Origin of the sequence: Rouxiella sp. S1S-2, from assembly GCF_009208105.1 — a bacterium.
Lineage (GTDB): Bacteria > Pseudomonadota > Gammaproteobacteria > Enterobacterales > Enterobacteriaceae > Rouxiella.
The window spans coordinates 4061045-4078140 of record NZ_WFKL01000001.1; the positions used below are offsets into that span (position 1 = coordinate 4061045).

The 17096-nt window shown below is 46.0% G+C and carries 21 protein-coding genes; 13 read left to right on the top strand and 8 right to left on the bottom strand.

Features of this window, described 5'->3' with window-relative positions; genetic code table 11:
* The first annotated feature begins 74 nt into the window (after window positions 1–74).
* Window positions 75–332 (top strand): DUF1471 domain-containing protein, encoded by a 258-nt coding sequence (locus GA565_RS18585; protein WP_055777591.1) that lies wholly within the window; start codon window positions 75–77, stop codon window positions 330–332.
* A 36-nt stretch (window positions 333–368) separates the two neighbouring features.
* Window positions 369–626, top strand: a complete 258-nt coding sequence (locus tag GA565_RS18590; RefSeq protein ID WP_055777588.1) for a YdgH/BhsA/McbA-like domain containing protein — start codon at window positions 369–371, stop codon at window positions 624–626.
* Between the two features lie 79 nt (window positions 627–705).
* On the opposite strand, the gene GA565_RS18595 is transcribed toward GA565_RS18590, so the two are convergent.
* Window positions 706–1527: an MFS transporter gene (locus GA565_RS18595; protein WP_152199992.1), complete on the bottom strand. Its 822-nt coding sequence runs from the start codon at window positions 1525–1527 to the stop codon at window positions 706–708.
* Window positions 1528–1856: 329 nt separating this feature from the next.
* Here GA565_RS18595 and GA565_RS18600 point away from each other — a divergent pair, with 329 nt between their 5' ends.
* The 6 genes from GA565_RS18600 (at window position 1857) to GA565_RS18625 (ending at window position 4551) form a co-directional block, all read left to right on the top strand.
* Window positions 1857–2117 (top strand): DUF1471 domain-containing protein, encoded by a 261-nt coding sequence (locus tag GA565_RS18600; RefSeq protein ID WP_055777572.1) that lies wholly within the window; start codon window positions 1857–1859, stop codon window positions 2115–2117.
* 161 nt (window positions 2118–2278) lie between these two features.
* On the top strand, window positions 2279–2539 hold the full coding sequence (locus GA565_RS18605; RefSeq protein WP_084984524.1) for a YdgH/BhsA/McbA-like domain containing protein: 261 nt from the start codon (window positions 2279–2281) through the stop codon (window positions 2537–2539).
* A gap of 188 nt (window positions 2540–2727) precedes the next feature.
* Window positions 2728–2988 carry a YdgH/BhsA/McbA-like domain containing protein gene (locus GA565_RS18610; protein WP_152201618.1) on the top strand — a complete coding sequence of 87 codons (261 nt, stop codon included), beginning with the start codon at window positions 2728–2730 and terminating at the stop codon, window positions 2986–2988.
* A gap of 429 nt (window positions 2989–3417) precedes the next feature.
* Window positions 3418–3678 (top strand): DUF1471 domain-containing protein, encoded by a 261-nt coding sequence (locus GA565_RS18615; RefSeq protein WP_152199993.1) that lies wholly within the window; start codon window positions 3418–3420, stop codon window positions 3676–3678.
* Between the two features lie 159 nt (window positions 3679–3837).
* Entirely contained in the window at window positions 3838–4098 is a 261-nt protein-coding gene (locus GA565_RS18620; protein WP_152199993.1) for a DUF1471 domain-containing protein, read from the top strand.
* 192 nt (window positions 4099–4290) lie between these two features.
* Window positions 4291–4551, top strand: coding sequence for a DUF1471 domain-containing protein (locus GA565_RS18625; protein WP_055777568.1), 261 nt, complete (start codon window positions 4291–4293; stop codon window positions 4549–4551).
* Window positions 4552–4636: 85 nt separating this feature from the next.
* Here GA565_RS18625 and ddlA read toward each other — a convergent pair whose 3' ends face one another.
* Together ddlA and GA565_RS18635 are read right to left on the bottom strand one after the other, a co-directional pair.
* Window positions 4637–5731 carry a D-alanine--D-alanine ligase gene (ddlA, locus tag GA565_RS18630; protein ID WP_152199995.1) on the bottom strand — a complete coding sequence of 365 codons (1095 nt, stop codon included), beginning with the start codon at window positions 5729–5731 and terminating at the stop codon, window positions 4637–4639.
* A gap of 68 nt (window positions 5732–5799) precedes the next feature.
* Window positions 5800–6141 carry a DHCW motif cupin fold protein gene (locus GA565_RS18635; protein ID WP_152199996.1) on the bottom strand — a complete coding sequence of 114 codons (342 nt, stop codon included), beginning with the start codon at window positions 6139–6141 and terminating at the stop codon, window positions 5800–5802.
* 261 nt (window positions 6142–6402) lie between these two features.
* Between GA565_RS18635 and GA565_RS18640 the strand changes: the two genes are divergently transcribed.
* Complete coding sequence (locus GA565_RS18640) at window positions 6403–7782, top strand: NAD-dependent succinate-semialdehyde dehydrogenase (RefSeq protein WP_152199998.1); 1380 nt, start codon at window positions 6403–6405, stop codon at window positions 7780–7782.
* A gap of 42 nt (window positions 7783–7824) precedes the next feature.
* Here GA565_RS18640 and phnE (GA565_RS18645) read toward each other — a convergent pair whose 3' ends face one another.
* The 4 genes from phnE (GA565_RS18645) to phnC form a co-directional block, all read right to left on the bottom strand.
* A complete protein-coding gene (phnE, locus tag GA565_RS18645; RefSeq protein WP_152200000.1) occupies window positions 7825–8748 on the bottom strand; it encodes a phosphonate ABC transporter, permease protein PhnE in 924 nt (307 codons plus the stop codon).
* Complete coding sequence (gene phnE / locus GA565_RS18650; protein ID WP_152200002.1) at window positions 8748–9611, bottom strand: phosphonate ABC transporter, permease protein PhnE; 864 nt, start codon at window positions 9609–9611, stop codon at window positions 8748–8750. The genes phnE (GA565_RS18645) and phnE (GA565_RS18650) overlap by 1 nt, the downstream gene beginning before the upstream one ends.
* A 194-nt stretch (window positions 9612–9805) precedes the next feature.
* Window positions 9806–10738: a phosphonate ABC transporter substrate-binding protein gene (gene phnD, locus GA565_RS18655; protein WP_152200004.1), complete on the bottom strand. Its 933-nt coding sequence runs from the start codon at window positions 10736–10738 to the stop codon at window positions 9806–9808.
* A 32-nt stretch (window positions 10739–10770) separates the two neighbouring features.
* A complete protein-coding gene (gene phnC, locus GA565_RS18660) occupies window positions 10771–11607 on the bottom strand; it encodes a phosphonate ABC transporter ATP-binding protein (RefSeq protein ID WP_084984521.1) in 837 nt (278 codons plus the stop codon).
* 200 nt (window positions 11608–11807) lie between these two features.
* Between phnC and dld the strand changes: the two genes are divergently transcribed.
* The gene (dld, locus tag GA565_RS18665; RefSeq protein WP_152200005.1) at window positions 11808–13526 is read left to right on the top strand and encodes a D-lactate dehydrogenase; all 1719 of its coding nucleotides are present in this window, start codon (window positions 11808–11810) and stop codon (window positions 13524–13526) included.
* A 101-nt stretch (window positions 13527–13627) separates the two neighbouring features.
* Here dld and GA565_RS18670 read toward each other — a convergent pair whose 3' ends face one another.
* Window positions 13628–14218 (bottom strand): Yip1 family protein, encoded by a 591-nt coding sequence (locus GA565_RS18670; RefSeq protein WP_152200007.1) that lies wholly within the window; start codon window positions 14216–14218, stop codon window positions 13628–13630.
* Between the two features lie 696 nt (window positions 14219–14914).
* Here GA565_RS18670 and GA565_RS24900 point away from each other — a divergent pair.
* From GA565_RS24900 to GA565_RS18680, 3 genes are all read left to right on the top strand, one after another.
* Window positions 14915–15046 carry a hypothetical protein gene (locus GA565_RS24900; RefSeq protein WP_255474461.1) on the top strand — a complete coding sequence of 44 codons (132 nt, stop codon included), beginning with the start codon at window positions 14915–14917 and terminating at the stop codon, window positions 15044–15046.
* Between the two features lie 296 nt (window positions 15047–15342).
* Window positions 15343–15942, top strand: a complete 600-nt coding sequence (locus tag GA565_RS18675) for an HEXXH motif-containing putative peptide modification protein (RefSeq protein WP_152200009.1) — start codon at window positions 15343–15345, stop codon at window positions 15940–15942.
* A 10-nt stretch (window positions 15943–15952) separates the two neighbouring features.
* Entirely contained in the window at window positions 15953–17026 is a 1074-nt protein-coding gene (locus tag GA565_RS18680; RefSeq protein ID WP_152200011.1) for a hypothetical protein, read from the top strand.
* Window positions 17027–17096 lie beyond the last annotated feature (70 nt).

The window sequence follows — 17096 nt, forward strand, 5'->3', positions numbered from 1 at the left end:
TATTTATCGAACGTTAACTTATTAGATTTACCGCAAAAAGAGCATTTGCTCATACAAATCCAGGACTAAAAATCATGAAAAATCTAACAATGCTGTGTGCTGCACTGACTCTTGCTGCGGCGTCTTTCTCAACTCTGGCAGCCACCGAAGTCACACAGATGCCGTCTAATGCGCAAAAAATTGGCGTAGTCTCAGCGACTTCCAGCAATGACCTCTCAAGCCTGGAACGCAACCTGAATGCGAAAGCCGAGGAAGCAGGGGCAAGTTCATTCCGCATCATTTCTGCTTCTGGTGACAATCAACTGTACGGCACGGCTGAGCTTTACAAATAAGCCGAGGTCAATTGATAAGTTAAGTGAGGAATGATCATGAATAATTTAACTAAAACGCTGGCAGCTATTGTTCTGGGAAGCGCTTCATTTACCGCTTTGGCCGCCACGGAGGTTATTGCGGCTCCCGCAGGACAGCAGAACATGGGCGTGATCAACGTTAACGGCGGCGACCAGCTCAGCGCGCTTAAAAATAAAATGTCTAATGAAGCCGATGAAAAAGGGGCCTCTTCATACCGCGTAATCTTCGCCACCGGTGAAAATCATCTCTATGGTCGCGCTGAACTGTACCGCTAATTTCCCCACTTATATTTTACTCAGACAATAACTCCCCCTTGCTGGGGGAGCCGTCAATCTTAAAAAACCTCACCTTCATTTATCTTCCGCTGCGTTTTAAAACTATTACAACACCAAGTATGCCGGGCAGTGAAACGACATACAGTGCGTTAATTGGCCCGATAATTTCTGCAGTACCTGCGGCAAGATTCCAGGTCGCTAGGGCAGGTAATAAAAAATAACCCGCTAGAAATGTCGACAGGTATCCCACCAGACGAAGATTGCTTTGAGCATGTTGGCGCAGCTTTTGGCTATTAAGCAATAATGGTCCACAGACTTGCCCCAAACTTCGTGCCAACAGCAATGGCAGTGCAAGTCCGGTAGTTTCATCGGGCCTGATCTGTTGAGCAAGCGCGGGCATGAGCGCCATCACCGGCGTCCCTACCGCCGCCAATAATGGCAGCAACAGCATGCTTCGACGCTGCAAGGGGGAACATTCACGCCATTTTAACGCGACGGCGAAAGCAGGTTGCCGACTTTCATTAACATAACGCTTAATAAAATGACGGGCAGTAAACATCAGTAAAATCGCTGAAAAGATAAAACTGAAAGCATCCATCACTAGCAGGGTTATCAGCGAAAAACGGTTAATGATCATCACACCGAGCCCTACCCCTAACAAAACTTGAGCAGCAAATATCAGGGTTTCAAGTGCGGTCGCCGCAGGAAGCTCATTGGCTTTTAGCCCCCTTTTGAAAATCAGCGTTAATGCGGGCGATACGTGCCAGCGAAGAAGTTGACTATAAACGACGACCTGAGTCAGTCCGTTACCCACAGAAGACAGAATAAAGGCACAACCGAGCAGGCGCAGCCAACGATGATCGCGCAGCGCGCTTAACAGCGCGACGAGTAGTGTATTCATAAGAAATCATCTCATCAAAATAACAGAAATAGCGCCCTGTAAATTTACAAGACGTTGAAAAACAGACTGTTAGCGACGAAACAACATTACATTGGGAAGGCATCCTTTACGTGGGAATATAAAATTAGCACGCACCGGAGCCTCTGCCAAGTCAGCGTGTTAAAGCGATCCGCACAATTAATTAACGATTAATATAAAAATGAGTTGCACAGGATCCGTTCACCCTCTATCATTTACTTATCGAACGTTAATTAATAACGACGACCCAGAATCAAACACTGAACCCGATAAGTACCCGGTTCAGATAACCAGATAAAGAGGAACTACTCATGAAAAACCTGACTAAAGCATTTGCCGTGATTGCACTGACTACCGCTTCATTCGCCACTTTCGCCGCCACTGAAGTCCAGATGGCACCGGCCGGTTCACAAAGCATCGGTGTGGTAAGCGCCTCTACCAACGGTAACGACCTTAGTGGTCTGCAAGGCAAACTGGCCGCCAAAGCCGCTCAGGAAGGTGCAAGTTCATACCGCATCGTTTCCGCCGGGGGTGAAAATCACCTGTACGGTACCGCTGAAATCTACAAATAAGAAAAGTTGGATAGTAAGCGTTTAGCACAATTAGTTAACGATTATTAAATAAACGTATTGCATCGGACAGAGACAAGGCTTAGTATTTATTTAACGAACGATAACTAATGTCGTCATCCAAAATTCAAGCCTTAAATAAAACGAGAATAGGAATTAAGACCATGAAAAATCTGACTAAAGCATTTGCCGTGATTGCACTGACTACCGCTTCTTTTGCTACTTTCGCCGCCACTGAAGTTCAGATGGCACCGGCCGGCTCACAAAGCATCGGTATGGTAAGTGCAGCGACCAACGGTAACGACCTTAGCGGCCTCCAGGGCAAACTGGCTGCCAAAGCCGCTCAGGAAGGTGCAAGTTCATACCGCATCATTTCCGCAGGTGGTGAAAATCATCTGTACGGTACCGCTGAAATTTATAAATAAGTTCGCGAGTTCGTCACCGCGTGAAATTTAAGAGCAGTTGAAGTTTGCAGTAAAGGGTAAAAATATTTTGTCGGCATGCGCCACGCAGACGAAATGTATCGGACAGTATTAAACGCTTGATTTGAAAAATCGAATGGCAACTATGCCGTCACCGCAAATTAGGCACTAACGAAGACTAGGACAATATGATGAAAAACCTGACTAAAGCATTTGCCGTTATCGCACTCACTACCGCTTCATTCGCAACGTTTGCTGCAACTGAAGTAAGCTCTGCGCCCACTGGCGAACAAAGCATCGGTATGGTTAGCGCTTCTACTAACGGTAACGATCTTACCAGCCTGCAGGGTAAACTGGCTGCTAAAGCCACTCAGGAAGGTGCAACGTCTTATCGTATCATCTCCGCCGGTGGTGAAGACCATTTATACGGTACTGCAGAGATCTACAAATAAGTAGAAAACTGAGTAACAGGTAATATGAAGAAGAGGCGACGTTTGTCGCCTTTTTCATTTATTTATTTTTATAGCTTATCCATTTCACATCATTAAATTACGATTCATTAACGATCAAAGCGTCAATAATTCTTCTCAGAACACCCTCTTAAGCAGGCGTTCGCTCCCGCTTGTTGGCGGCGATCAGGCAGAGGTCAGGCTGCACCTGCCCAGATTTACCGGCCAGGCCTCGGATTGGCTTTTTATCCCCATCCTCGCTAAATAACGATCCGCACAATTAGTTAACGATTAATATAAAAATGAGTTGCACAGGATCCGTTCACCCTCTATCATTTACTTATCGAACGTTAATTAATAACGACGACCCAGAATCAAACACTGAACCCGATAAGTACCCGGTTCAGATAACCAGATAAAGAGGAACTACCCATGAAAAACCTGACTAAAGCCTTCGCCGTCATCGCACTGACCACCGCTTCATTCGCCACTTTCGCCGCCACTGAAGTCCAGATGGCGCCAGCAGGTGCTCAAAGCATTGGCGTAGTGAGTGCCTCAACCAACGGTAACGACCTCAGTGGTCTGCAAGGAAAACTGGCCGCCAAAGCCGCTCAGGAAGGTGCAAGCTCATACCGCATCGTTTCCGCCGGCGGTGAAAATCATCTGTACGGTACCGCTGAAATCTACAAATAAGAAAAGTAAACAGAAACCGTTTAGCACAATTAGTTAACGATTATTAAATAAATAAGTTGCATCGGACAGAGCCAAGGCTTAGTATTTAGTTAACGAACGATAACAATATCGTCATCCAGAATTTAAGCCTTGAATTAAACGAGAATAGGAATTAAGACCATGAAAAACCTGACTAAAGCCTTCGCCGTCATCGCACTGACCACCGCTTCATTCGCCACTTTCGCCGCCACTGAAGTCCAGATGGCACCAGCGGGTGCTCAAAGCATTGGCGTAGTGAGTGCCTCAACCAACGGTAACGACCTCAGTGGTCTGCAAGGAAAACTGGCCGCCAAAGCCGCTCAGGAAGGTGCAAGCTCATACCGCATCGTTTCCGCCGGCGGTGAAAATCATCTGTACGGTACCGCTGAAATTTATAAATAAATAAGTTCGTGAGTTCGTTACAGAGTGAAATTTGAAAGCAGTTCAAGTTTGCAGTAAAGGGTAAAGACATTTTGTCGGCATGCGCCACGCAGACGAAGTGTATCGGACAGTATTAAACGCTTGATTTGAAAAATCGAATGGCAACTATGCCGTCACCGCAAATTAGGCACTCACAAAGACTAGGACAATATGATGAAAAACCTGACTAAAGCATTTGCCGTTATCGCACTGACTACCGCTTCATTCGCAACGTTTGCTGCAACTGAAGTTCAAATGGCCCCAAATGATGCGCAAAGTATCGGTACAGTAAGTGCAACAACTAACGGTAATGACCTGAGTACTCTGCAGGGTAAACTGGCTGCTAAAGCCGCTCAGGAAGGTGCAAGCTCATACCGCATCGTTTCCGCTGGTGGTGATAACCATCTGTTTGGTACCGCTGAGATTTATAAATAAGTCCGACAGTACCAGGCAAGACAGCAGTAAGCAGAAGAGGCGTCGTAGGACGCCTTTTTCGTTTCTGCAATTTGAGAAAGTACAATTAGTGTGAGCTTTTAAGTTGGCTATCCATTTGATGTTGCTCAATCGCCAACTCAATCAGCAGAGTGATAAGCGTAGTATAATCAACGCCGCTTGCCGCCCAAAGCTTGGGATACATGCTGATATTAGTAAAGCCAGGCAAGGTATTAATCTCGTTGATCACCACCTCCCCCTCTTCGGTCAAAAACACGTCTACCCGCGCCATTCCGCGACACTCCAGAGCCTGAAACGCCTGGATGGCAATGCCACGTATCCTATCGTTAACTTCAGCAGAGAGATCAGCCGGTACTGCCACAGAAGCGCCCTGCTCATTAATGTATTTGGTGTCGTAAGAGTAAAATTCATCGTGCAGGATAACCTCGCCGCAGGTGCTGGCTTTAGGATTATCGTTTCCTAATACTGCACACTCAATTTCACGACCTTTAATGGCCGACTCTACTAACACTTTATGGTCAAAGCTGAACGCGCTGTCCAACGCCTGCTCAAAAGAAGCCAAGTCTTTCACTTTACTGACGCCTACCGACGAGCCTTGATTGGCAGGCTTAATAAACAGCGGCAGTCCAAGATTTTTTACCACTTGATCAAAGGGATACTGGTTACGGGTGCGGCGAGTTAATGTCACGAAAGGCGCTACATTCAGCCCAGCATCACGCAGCAGACGCTTTGTGACGTCTTTGTCCATGCAAACTGCCGAACCCAGCACGCCTGATCCGACGTACGGAATATTGGCCATCCGCAGCAGCCCCTGCAGTGAACCGTCTTCTCCAAGCGTGCCGTGCACAATCGGAAAAATAACGTCAAGCTGTGACATCGCGTGAGCATTTTGCGTATCGATCAGCTGGTTTTTTTCCAGTCCGGGCACCAGCGCGACCTGTTGATTGGAGCGATTCAAGGCAATCAGTGACGGATCTTCTGCATTAATCAGATAATTGCTGACGTCGTTGATGTGCCACTCACCCTGTTTGTCGATCCCTAACAAGGTGACATCAAAACGCTGCTTGTCCATCGCATCAACGATATTGCGGGCAGACTGCAAAGACACTTCATGCTCTGATGACTTGCCGCCAAAAATAATACCCACGCGTAGTTTACTCACCCTGAACTCCTCAAAACGTTTGCGATAACCGCTTGCCACCGGGGAAATTGCCGGCGGAGTAGAATGCCTTAATCGACAATAAAAAGCTTCGCGCCGACCGACGTTGATGACTGATGCGCTTCGGCATTGTCCGCAACCTGATAACTCGTGCCCGGCGTGAGGACAAACTTTCTGCCATCTTCCAAAAGGGTATGCAGCTCCCCTTCAAGGCAAAACAGGACATGCCCTTTTTTACACCAGTGGTCAGCCACATAGCCCGGCGAATACTCAACTATTCTCACGCGAACGGGCTGCGACGCATCCCCAAAGTGCTGCGTGCGCCAAAGTGCCACACCAATTTCACCCGGATGTTCAGTGGGGACAATCTGGTTCCAGTCGGTGGTACAAAAAGGAATAGATGATAATTTCATATCACTCTCATGCAAATTGGGGGGGTTCCAGAATAGAAGTGAATGGCTTGGCAATCAATGAGGTAATGCACTCATTTGGAACTGAAAAAGGGGTTAACTATTCCTAAAAGTTATGTAAACCGCAGCCAAAGACCAAAAACTGTGACTCCATCGACTATGCTTAAGTCTCAGCCGCAGAAAAAGCTGAGTAACGCACCTCAATTCATGTTCAGAGAAAGTGGGCTTTCCCCACCCTCTGAGCGGCAAAACAAGGAGCAATTCATGCCTTATCAAACCATCAATCCGTTCAATAACCAGCTGATCAAAGAATATCAAACGCATAATGATAAGCAGGTTGAACAGGCTTTGGAAACGGCACATCAGCTGTATAAATCCGACTGGGCGCAGGGTGATATTAAGCAGCGTCTCAAGGTGCTGCATAAACTCTCAGACCTGATGTCGTCACGCATTGACGAGTTGGCAAAGATTGTCAGCGTCGAAATGGGTAAACTGATTGAACAAAGCCGCGCAGAAGTACAAATTTGCGCCGATATTGCGAAATATTATGCTGATAATGCTGAAGATTTTCTAAAACCGGTTCCTTATAAATCAAGCCTAGGTGAAGCGTGGGTCGAGCATAGCCCGATCGGCGTAATTATGGCCGTAGAGCCGTGGAACTTCCCGTTCTATCAGTTGATGCGCGTATTGGCCCCCAACCTTGCCTCCGGTAACAGCGTGCTGGTCAAACATGCCAGCATCGTGCCGCACTGTGCAGAAACCTTTGAGAAACTAGTGAATGAAGCAGGTGCACCAAAAGGTGCCTACACCAATCTGTTTATTTCCCAAGACCAAGTATCCAACATTATTGATGACGATCGCGTGCAGGGCGTGGCGCTGACTGGTTCGGAAAAAGCCGGGGCCGTTGTGGCTTCGAGAGCCGCAGGAAAACTGAAAAAATCCACTCTTGAACTCGGTGGTAATGATATTTTTGCAGTCCTTGAAGATGCTGATATCGACCACGCTGCCAAGGTGGGTGCACAGGCGCGAATCGCCAACGCCGGTCAGGTGTGTACCGCCGCAAAACGTTTTATCATTCATGAAAAAGTCGCTGACGAGTTTCTGAAAAAATTCACTCAGCACTTTAAGGATTTAAAAATTGGCGATCCGCTGGACGCTAAAACCACCCTTGGGCCGCTCTCCTCAGCCGATGCTCTGAAAACCTTGACCAAACAGGTTAAAGAGGCGGTTAAACACGGGGCTAAGGTGCACGTCGGCGGTGAAGCTGTCAGCGATAATCCGGGTAACTTCTACCAGGCGACGATTTTGACCGGCATCACCCGTGATAATCCGGCCTATTTTGAAGAGTTCTTTGGTCCGGTGGCGCAGGTTTACGTGGTTAAAAATGATGAGGAATTGGTGAAGCTTGCCAATGATTCGAATTATGGACTTGGCGGTGCCTTGTTCACCCGTGACCTGAATCGCGCACGCAAACTGGCAACGAAAATTGAGACGGGAATGGTGTACGTCAATTCATTGACCGATACCGCACCGGAACTGCCGTTTGGTGGTGTGAAACGTTCAGGCTTTGGCCGCGAACTTTCCGATTTAGGTATCAAAGAGTTTGTGAATCAGAAATTGGTCGTACTGGCCGGTAAACACTGATTTTTAAATCAAAAATCCCCGCATTGGCGGGGATTTTTTCTTTTATTCTGAGCGGAAAATCGCCATTCTAGTACGTTTTGCGTCTTCTGGCTTAAACAAATCAATGTCGTTGCCGATAATATATTTTGCACGCAGCATGGACGAAATCTTATCCATGGTCATGACAATCACGACCAGAATTAGGGTGATAAACATCACCACATCCCAATTCCACAGCCTCATGTTCTCGGCATAAACCAGTCCGACCCCGCCCGCACCAACAAAGCCTAATACAGCTGCCGAACGCGTGTTTGACTCAATCTGATACAGCGACAGCGCCAAAAATGTTGGAAACGACTGAGTGAAAATGCCAAATCGGTGAGTTTGCAGCGGATTGGCCCCCAAAGCCCGCAGCCCACGGCTTGGGGAACGCTCTACCGCTTCGTGCCCTTCAGCAAAGAGTTTACCCAGCAGTCCCAGGTCTTGCATGATAATCGCCAGCACTCCCGCCAAAGGCCCCATGCCAACGGCGCGTACAAAAATCAATCCCCAGATAGCCATGTCCAGGCCGCGCAGCACGTCCATGATACGGCGAATAATCAGTGAAATCGGTCTCAGCACAGGCGTTGACATCACGTTACGCGCCGCCAAAAATGACAGCGGCAGCGCCAGCAGTGAAGCCGTTACCGTACCGGCAAACACGATAGCTAAAGTAATGGCTATCTGCGTAAAATAGTACATTAACGGCCACTGCGAGAAATTCTGCCAGACAAACATGCGGATGAAATACTTACCAATTTCGGCGCAGCCGTGCGTCAGTTGTTGAAAAGAGATGCCGTAAAAACGGAAAAAAAGCAGGTAATAAATCACCACCACCACTGCAGACAGGGCTAATAAACGCAGGTAGCGACGCTGGGCGGCAAAAAGGTGGGGGTGTTGCTGCTTGATGCTGGCGACGCCAGCGGCAGAGAGAGAATCTGTCAGCATCAGAACGTTCCTTCTACAACGCGTTTACGGAGTTTGCCGGAAGCATAATCCATGACTGAAACCACAAGAATAATCAGCAGCAGCGTCATGCTGACCTGGTCATAGCGGTCCAGTTTGATTGAAGTCATCAGCTCCTGCCCTATTCCACCCGCGCCCACCAGCCCTAAAATCGTAGACTGACGGAAGTTGATTTCCAGACGCATGAAGCTGTAGGAGAGAAAAATAGGCTGAACCTGTGGCCAAAGGGCAAAGCGCATCCGCTGCAAACGCCCTGCTCCACAGGCTTTTAACCCGCGCACAGGTTTATCGGAGGCTGTTTCAATCGACTCATAAAACAGTTTGGTCAAGCTCCCTACAGTGTGCAGCGTCAGGGCAATAAACCCAGGAATAGCACCAATACCAAATGCCATCACACACATCACCGCCCATGCCAGTTCCGGCATGGTGCGCAGAAAAGCGACAAAAGTTCGCACGCTGAATTTCAGCCATTTTGGCGAATCAGTATTGTTGGCGGCGATAAAAGCCAGCACCACGGCAAGCGCGGTTGAGAGAATGGTAGATGAGAACGCTAACTGAATAGTTTCCCAAATCAGCGGCAACTGAATATTTAATCGATATCCCCAATACGCCAGCGAACCCTTGGTATGGCCATCGGAAAATAAATCGGCCCAGTGCAACGTCGGGACGGTTTGTACGATATAATCGAAAAAGTGCGGCGCATTAATAAAAATAGTTTTTAGATTTAGTTCTGAAATACTCCCCGCCCACAAATAGAGGACTAACATCAAGCCAGACCAAATCAGCGCCTCTCTTTTTTGCTTGCTGCGTATTTGCTGGTAGTAATGATGAAATTCTGTATTCAAAATAAGGCTTCCACAGTTAATGACGGAGATAAATCTCTGCTCTGCCTGAATAGATATAAAGCAGTTAATAAAGATTAAATTAATTTTTTAAGCAGCCGAATAGCAAGTAAATAAGTCCCCGGGAGTTTATATAATCAACATCCCGGGGAAGAAATACCTAGCCAATATTCCTGCTGCCAGAAAGATAAAGAATATTAGCGACCGCCCTGGGTCAGCTCTTTTTTCATGTCGATAATTTGCTGATAGTCAGCCAGTGTAGCAGGACCAATATGCTGAGTGCCGCCAACAGCTTTAACGAAGCAGGCGTGATCTTCTTTATCCAGCTTATTAATTGCCGCAACCACTTTAGCTTTAAAGTCTGCAGGTAATGAATTGCTCACCAGGATAGGACCGTTAGGAATGAGCGGCGATTCCCAGATGATGCGGATCTTTTTCATCAAATCAGGATTCCCCATACGCATCATGCGTCCGAACGCCCCTGAGGTATAACCGGTTGACGGGTCACCAATCATTGATGCCCAGGCAACTGCACCAGCAAACTGACCGTTCAGCACGCCAAGAATGTCCTGCTCATGACCACCTGAAAAGGTGGTGCTGGAGAAGAAGTGGTTATAGCTGTCGTCGGTATTACCACCAAACTTCTTCTTAAATGCGGCGTTCGGGATGAGGTAACCCGACGTAGAGTCTGGGTCAGCAAAACCGAAGGCGGTGCCTTTCAGGTCTTCCAGCTTTTTATATTTGCTGTCGGCCTTAACCAGAACCACGGAGTGATAGCCACGTGACTGGTCAGTATCGTCGACCAAAATACCTTCAATGCTGACGGCCTTCGGATTATTAAGATAGACCGATGCGAAAGAAGAAGGTGACATGCTTAATACCATATCGACTTTCCCGCCTAACAGGCCCTGAATAACGCCAGAGTAGTCGGAAGAGTTGCGTAATTTAGTATCAACGTTCAGCTCTTTATCAAAGAACTGTTTTACACACATGTTATCGCCGATTTGCTGTGTGGCGTTCTGGCCGCCAAGAATACCTAAATTCAATTCTTTTGGTGCATCTGCGGCCATGCTATTCATTGCTGCCATTGATCCTGCAACAAATACCGCCAGACGTAATAGCTTCTTCATTTAGTAGTAACCTTGTGTAGTAGTTTGGTGAGTTATGCGTTTACCGCTTCACTTTCTTCGCCATAAAGTTTATGCAGGATTGAATCAGTCAGATAATCAGGATGCCCATCATAAATAATCTCGCCATGAGCAATACCAATGACCCGGGTACAGAAATCTTTCACCAGCTCAACAGAATGCAGGTTAACCATCACCGCAATATTGTCTTCACTGACTTTTTTAAGCGCGTTCATAATACGTAAGGTATTTTTAGGGTCGAGTGAAGCCACCGGCTCATCGGCCAAGAGAATTTTCGGGTTTTGCATCAGGGCACGACAAATCGCCACCCGCTGCATCTGGCCGCCCGACAGATTCTCGGCGCGCTGCAGTGCATGAGGCAACATGTGCAGCCATTCGAGCAGTGAAATCGCACGAGCACGGTCTTCGTCGTCAAATTGATTAAAGAAAGATTTCAACGTTGATGTCTGGCTAAGGCGCCCCAACAGCACGTTTGTTAAAACGTCTAGACGAGGTACCAGACAGAAATCCTGAAAAATCATGCCACAGCCTGCACGCCAGCGGCGCAGTGCCTTGCCAGTCAGCCCCGCCAGTTCCTGTTTATCACCGCCGTCGTAATGGCAAACCACGCTGCCTTCACTCAGAGGAATAGTGCCGTTGAGCACGTGAAGCAGGGTTGATTTACCTGCACCGGAGCGGCCAATCACGGCAACAAACTCTCCCGCGTGCAGTTCAAAATTAATATTGTTGAGCACGCGAGAGCCTGACTTGTAGGATTTAACCAGTCCTTTCACGTCTAAAACTTTATTCTGATGCTCTGGCTCGGCCTGAGGGTATTCAGCCTGTGCCAGCTTAAGTTGCGCTTGCGCCATTATGCTGTCTCCGGTTGCTTACAGATTCTGACGCCCATTAAGCGGGACAACTGTGACAGATTGATGATGGTTTAATGGCTAAAAGATGACCCATTAATTATTGAAAAAGCCTATCCTTAACGCCTGACCTAATTATTAGGCCTATGATTACAAGCAAGCTATCGGCAAAACGTGCCGTCATAAAGAGACAGGGAGGCAGAATGACTCAACATCCTCATTCCACATCGACGAGTAACGTTGCGTTGATAGAAAAACTTAAAACCATTTCGGGCAGCCGTAACGTGTTGACGTCGCAAAGTCAGACAGAACGCTATCGAAAAGGCTTCCGCTCTGGAGGCGGCAACGCGCTGGCGGTGGTATTTCCGCAAACTCTGCTTGAGCAATGGCAACTGCTGCAGGCCTGTGTTGAGGCGGATAAAATTGTCATCATGCAGGCAGCCAACACCGGTTTGACCGAAGGATCAACGCCCAGCGGCGATGATTACGATCGCGATATCGTGATTTTCAGCACCTTAAAACTCGACGATATTCAGCTGATTAACGACGGGAAACAGGTCATTAGCTTCCCCGGCGGCACCTTATACCAGCTTGAAAAACGTCTTAAACCCCTAGGCCGTGAGCCTCACTCGGTTATCGGGTCGTCATGCATCGGGGCGTCGGTAGTCGGCGGGGTCTGCAATAATTCGGGCGGCTCGCTGGTTAAACGCGGGCCGGCTTATACCGAAATGGCGCTGTATGCACAGGTAAATGTGCAGGGAGAGCTTGAGCTTATCAACCATCTGGGCATTCGACTTGGCGATACCCCCGAAGAAATTCTGACCCGTTTGCAAAACGAGCAATATACGCCTGAGGATGTTGAAAATGGCGTGCTGCAAGCTTCTGATCATGACTATGCCGAGCGCGTGCGCGATGTCGATGCGGATACTCCCTCACGTTTCAACGCAGACGCTCGACGCCTGTATGAAGCCTCGGGATGTGCCGGAAAATTGGCGATTTTTGCCGTACGGCTTGACACGTTTCAAGCCGAACCGCTGCAGCAGGTATTTTACATCGGCACCGACAGCACCGCCGTGCTTACCGATCTTCGGCGCGGTATGCTTACCCAGTTTGAAAACTTGCCGGTGGCCGGTGAATATATGCACCGGGATATTTTTGATATTACCGAAGTCTACGGTAAAGATACGTTCCTGATGATCGACAAACTTGGCACCGATAAAATGCCAGATATGTTTACCGCTAAAGGTAAATTTGACGCGCGGGTCAGCAAAGTCCCTTTCCTGCCAAAAAATTTCAGCGATCGGGTAATGCAGTGCCTGAGTCGCGCCCTGCCCAATCATTTACCGCCAAGAATGAAGAAATATCGCGACCGCTATGAGCATCACCTGCTGCTAAAAATGAGCGGTGCGGGCGTTGCAGAGGCGCAAAACTTTTTGACCCATTTTTTTGCCGACCGAGACGGCGACTTTTTTGTCTGTTCAGCCGATGAAGGGAAAAAGGCCTTCCTGCATCGATTCGCCGCCGCGGGAGCTGCAGTGCGCTATCACGCCGTGCATGAAAAAGAGGTTGAGGATATTCTGGCCTTAGACATCGCACTGCGCCGCAACGATCGCGACTGGTTTGAAGTGTTACCGCCCGAAATTGATAATAAATTGGTGGCCAAGCTCTATTACGGACACTTTATGTGTCACGTTTTCCATCAGGATTACATCGTCAAGAAAGGGGTAAACAGCAAGGAGTTGAAGCATCAGATGCTTGAAATTCTTGATGCTAAAGGGGCGGAATATCCTGCTGAACACAACGTTGGGCATCTGTATGTCGCCAAACCGCATTTGCAGGCATTTTACCAGCAGGCTGACCCCACAAACAGCTTCAACCCCGGCGTGGGCAAAACCAGTAAACTAAAACATTGGCAAAGCTGATTAGAAAAGAAAATCCCCGCAGGATGAACTATCCAACGGGGATTTAGCGTGCAATTTGTAACCCATCAGTAACCTTGAATAAATTGATAATCAGTCCTCAGTTAAAAGAGTTTTGAACCATAACCCCACATAATCACTGTCAGTGCCAGCAAGAACTCTAGCACCAGCACGCCCATCGCCAGCGTCGAACTGGAGAACAGAAAACCTTCACGATGGTCAATTTCCAGGAAGTTTGGGATCCCCAGATACAGCAAATATCCGCTGTAGCACAGGCCTATCAGGCCGACAAACAGACACAGCCACACCAGTGGATAAAGCGCGACTATTCCGCTAAGAAACATCGGCGTTGCCACATAGCCAGCAAACACGATACAGCTGTTCAGGCTGGGTCGACTTTCATACCGGCGCGCCATCCAATAGATGATTCGCCCCATCAACGCGACGGCACAAAGGATAAGTACGTAAAAAGCCGCTGCAATGGAGGCCGCGGTTAGCATGGTGATTTGTAAATTCTGACCATCACCAAAATTCCAACCAACCTGGGTGGTACCGATAAAGGAACACACCACGGGAATAGCTGCCATAAGCAGAACATGATGGGAATAGACGTGCGTTACCGTTTCATGTTCACGTTGAATACGTTGCAATTCGGGACCTGGACGAGACATCAGTCCCCAGACATGATTGACCATGATACACCCCCTTGCCAGCTGGCAGTCGCCTACAGCGGCCTGAAATCATTCCTTTCACTCTGTTAAATCGAACGAGCAACAGAGGGATAAAAGGTGGCGACCTTATGAACAAGTATAGCGTGTGCTGGCAGAGGTGCGAGCCGCAGAAAAAAGTTTTACAAGTGAGGATGGTAGATAAAAATATAATTATTACTTTGCAACCCATTCGATTAATTTATATCCATCGCGCAACCAATTAAATAAATTATTCTAAATAAAATCAATGAATTTATAATTACTTACATTAATTAAATTTAACAGAATGATTTGCAATACTTTTTAATTAATGGCCAATATAATTCTCCAATTTATTCAATAAATCGCATTCAACATGAGATTTCAAGTTATGTTTTTCCTAACCTGTGCTTGTACGGATAAACATCAATGTTGGTAAAAAGTTAAATATTTTTCGCTGATTTATTTTGCAATTGACACTTAGAAAATAAGTCATATCCATCATATTGACACGGTAAATATAATGCCGTCATTTTCATAAAATCTATATGATGGAAAAGTATTTCAATGATTAAAAAGTTTGATGTGTGTTGCAATAATGTGAATCCATCCTTGCCGTAAAGAACATACCGCATTAATGTTTTGAACACCCAGTAAATATATTGGGGGCTATAGACTCCATTACATAAAGGTAGATTAATAATGAACATTCAAGAATTGATCGATTCTGTAAAAGAAACTGAAATTAATGTAACTGAAACTCAGGTTTCCAAAATGGAAAGTAAAGAAGTTTCTCTTCTCGGGCCAATGAACATGCTCGCATTTGATGTTTAAATCCTTTGCACCCATTTAATGGGTGCTATCTTCATTCAGGAATCCGATATTCTCAGTATTCTAGGAAGAGATGAAATAATTAAAGATGTGTACCTTCTTTCACGAAGTCATGCTGACTCAGGAAAAATTAAAGATGTTGATGACCTGAGGCCATTTTATTTAGATTTCTTAAAAAATCATCAGCCATACCATCCTATTAACCAAACAAATAACATAATTGTCTCTAACGAAGCCGCGGTCAATGCCTTAAGGCTAGCTTACCAGCCAAGTGCTCTCGACGATCTTAATCAGGTTAAATGGTTGGAGAGAAACACAGTGCGGAAAAATATGAAGAATTATCGGAGCTTGTGAGAAATGGTTACGCCCATTTAGTCGAATGTAATTTAGACGTAAAATTGGTATTTGATCTAGTGATCCACACTATTTTTTTCAGGAAGTCTGCAAATAGATCTAGCGTCTCGTCTTTTGGCGGTTCATCTTCGACGGCCATTGGCAGTATCTGGATTAGCGGTCACGGTACATTAACAACTCACGATGTTGCCGAGTTTTTACTACATGAACTCACACATCACCTTTTATTTGTTGATGAACGTTGTCATGAACAATTCAATTACACAGAAATCATCAAGCCAGAGAATTATTCAGTTTCTGCACTGCTGGGTAAAAAAAGGCCCTTAGATAAAGTTGTACACAGCATTTTGGTTTCGCATGAAATTTTGAATGCTCGAAAGACATTTCTCACCGCCGGCAATGTCACCATTCACCCACCGACAAATACCCTGAGAGAAAATACCAAACGTTCAATATCAGAAATACTAGACTTGGAGAATCTGGATAATCTTATCACGAAAAGAACAAAAGATTTTATATTGACAGTCCGCGAAAACCTACACTAAAGGATTAATCATGTTAAAAGAAATCGAAGTTCTTGCGGATAAAATTGAAGCGAGATGGCGCAGGGACGACTATAGCTGTTATTCATTTGCAAATATAGCCAAGTCAGAGATGGATCTGGCAGATATAACCTCATTATTTTCCTTTAACCAGCTTAACTCACTTTTGAATCTCAACGCATTGAATAAAATTCAAATAGCGTCAGAATTTTCAGAGTTGCACATGAAGTTATTTGATAATGGAAAGTTTTATATAGAACTCCTGAACTGGTGGGATAAGGACACCTCCATACACGATCACGGATTCTCCGGTGTGTTATTGCAACTCCAAGGAAGTGCACTGAATACGATTTATTCTTTTGACGAAGAAACCGAAGTCAGCCATAACCTGAGCATGGGAAGCATAAAATTAACTGAAGCCTATATCAGTAAAACCGGAGACTGCCGAATCATTCCCTTTGGCAGAACAGAGAAACATGCTGTTTTACATTTAGAGCAGCCGACGGTAAGTCTGATAGTAAGAACACACCCGATCACTGAACTCTCTCCACAACTGAATTATTTTCCGCCGTTCCTCCGCGTTAATCATTCAGCAACAGACATTAGCTTTAACAAAAAAATAAAATATTTCAAGCTATTATCAATGATTGATGCCGAGACGTGTAGAAGCCAGTTTTTACAGGAATTAAAATGTTCCTCTGCGACTGAGCAATTTTGGCTGATGATTAAAATGTCTGAGTTTTTATATCATCCTGGTAACATTGACCTCTTGCAGGATTATGTTGATGCATCTGAAACTGATAACGAAAAAAACCTAAAATTGAAACTTGTTTCTTCAGTAACTCAGCGAAGATCATCACAGTTTATTATCGACAAAATTAAACCGCTTTATACTGAATCTAATGATCGCCTGTTCTTGTCCTGTCTCGCCTCCTCTTATAGCTCAGAAGATAGGACAGTGATTTTTTCAAAAATGGGTATCACTGATGTTGACAATAAGATATCCCGTTTTATGGAAGAAATACCTCTTGCCGTCAAGCCAAAGATGGTACACATATTAAAAACGCTTGGATTAAATGTTGAATAAAGATGAATAGGATTTTTTTAAACAAGTTCTTTGTGATATGTCTTGTATTGATATGTCTGCAACAAGTTTT

Bases quoted from the DNA above. Each gene is read 5' to 3' on its own strand.
- GA565_RS18635 (WP_152199996.1), bottom strand. From the start codon at position 6,141: ATGAAATTATCATCTATTCCTTTTTGTACCACCGACTGGAACCAGATT.
- GA565_RS18595 (WP_152199992.1), bottom strand. From the start codon at position 1,527: ATGAATACACTACTCGTCGCGCTGTTAAGCGCGCTGCGCGATCATCGT.
- phnE (WP_152200000.1), bottom strand. From the start codon at position 8,748: ATGCTGACAGATTCTCTCTCTGCCGCTGGCGTCGCCAGCATCAAGCAG.
- GA565_RS18680 (WP_152200011.1), top strand. From the start codon at position 15,953: ATGTTAAAAGAAATCGAAGTTCTTGCGGATAAAATTGAAGCGAGATGG.
- GA565_RS18610 (WP_152201618.1), top strand. From the start codon at position 2,728: ATGAAAAACCTGACTAAAGCATTTGCCGTTATCGCACTCACTACCGCT.
- GA565_RS18605 (WP_084984524.1), top strand. From the start codon at position 2,279: ATGAAAAATCTGACTAAAGCATTTGCCGTGATTGCACTGACTACCGCT.
- dld (WP_152200005.1), top strand. From the start codon at position 11,808: ATGACTCAACATCCTCATTCCACATCGACGAGTAACGTTGCGTTGATA.
- GA565_RS18625 (WP_055777568.1), top strand. From the start codon at position 4,291: ATGAAAAACCTGACTAAAGCATTTGCCGTTATCGCACTGACTACCGCT.
- GA565_RS24900 (WP_255474461.1), top strand. From the start codon at position 14,915: ATGAACATTCAAGAATTGATCGATTCTGTAAAAGAAACTGAAATTAAT.
- phnD (WP_152200004.1), bottom strand. From the start codon at position 10,738: ATGAAGAAGCTATTACGTCTGGCGGTATTTGTTGCAGGATCAATGGCA.
- GA565_RS18600 (WP_055777572.1), top strand. From the start codon at position 1,857: ATGAAAAACCTGACTAAAGCATTTGCCGTGATTGCACTGACTACCGCT.
- phnC (WP_084984521.1), bottom strand. From the start codon at position 11,607: ATGGCGCAAGCGCAACTTAAGCTGGCACAGGCTGAATACCCTCAGGCC.
- GA565_RS18675 (WP_152200009.1), top strand. From the start codon at position 15,343: ATGGTTGGAGAGAAACACAGTGCGGAAAAATATGAAGAATTATCGGAG.
- GA565_RS18640 (WP_152199998.1), top strand. From the start codon at position 6,403: ATGCCTTATCAAACCATCAATCCGTTCAATAACCAGCTGATCAAAGAA.
- GA565_RS18615 (WP_152199993.1), top strand. From the start codon at position 3,418: ATGAAAAACCTGACTAAAGCCTTCGCCGTCATCGCACTGACCACCGCT.
- GA565_RS18590 (WP_055777588.1), top strand. From the start codon at position 369: ATGAATAATTTAACTAAAACGCTGGCAGCTATTGTTCTGGGAAGCGCT.
- GA565_RS18585 (WP_055777591.1), top strand. From the start codon at position 75: ATGAAAAATCTAACAATGCTGTGTGCTGCACTGACTCTTGCTGCGGCG.
- GA565_RS18620 (WP_152199993.1), top strand. From the start codon at position 3,838: ATGAAAAACCTGACTAAAGCCTTCGCCGTCATCGCACTGACCACCGCT.
- GA565_RS18670 (WP_152200007.1), bottom strand. From the start codon at position 14,218: ATGGTCAATCATGTCTGGGGACTGATGTCTCGTCCAGGTCCCGAATTG.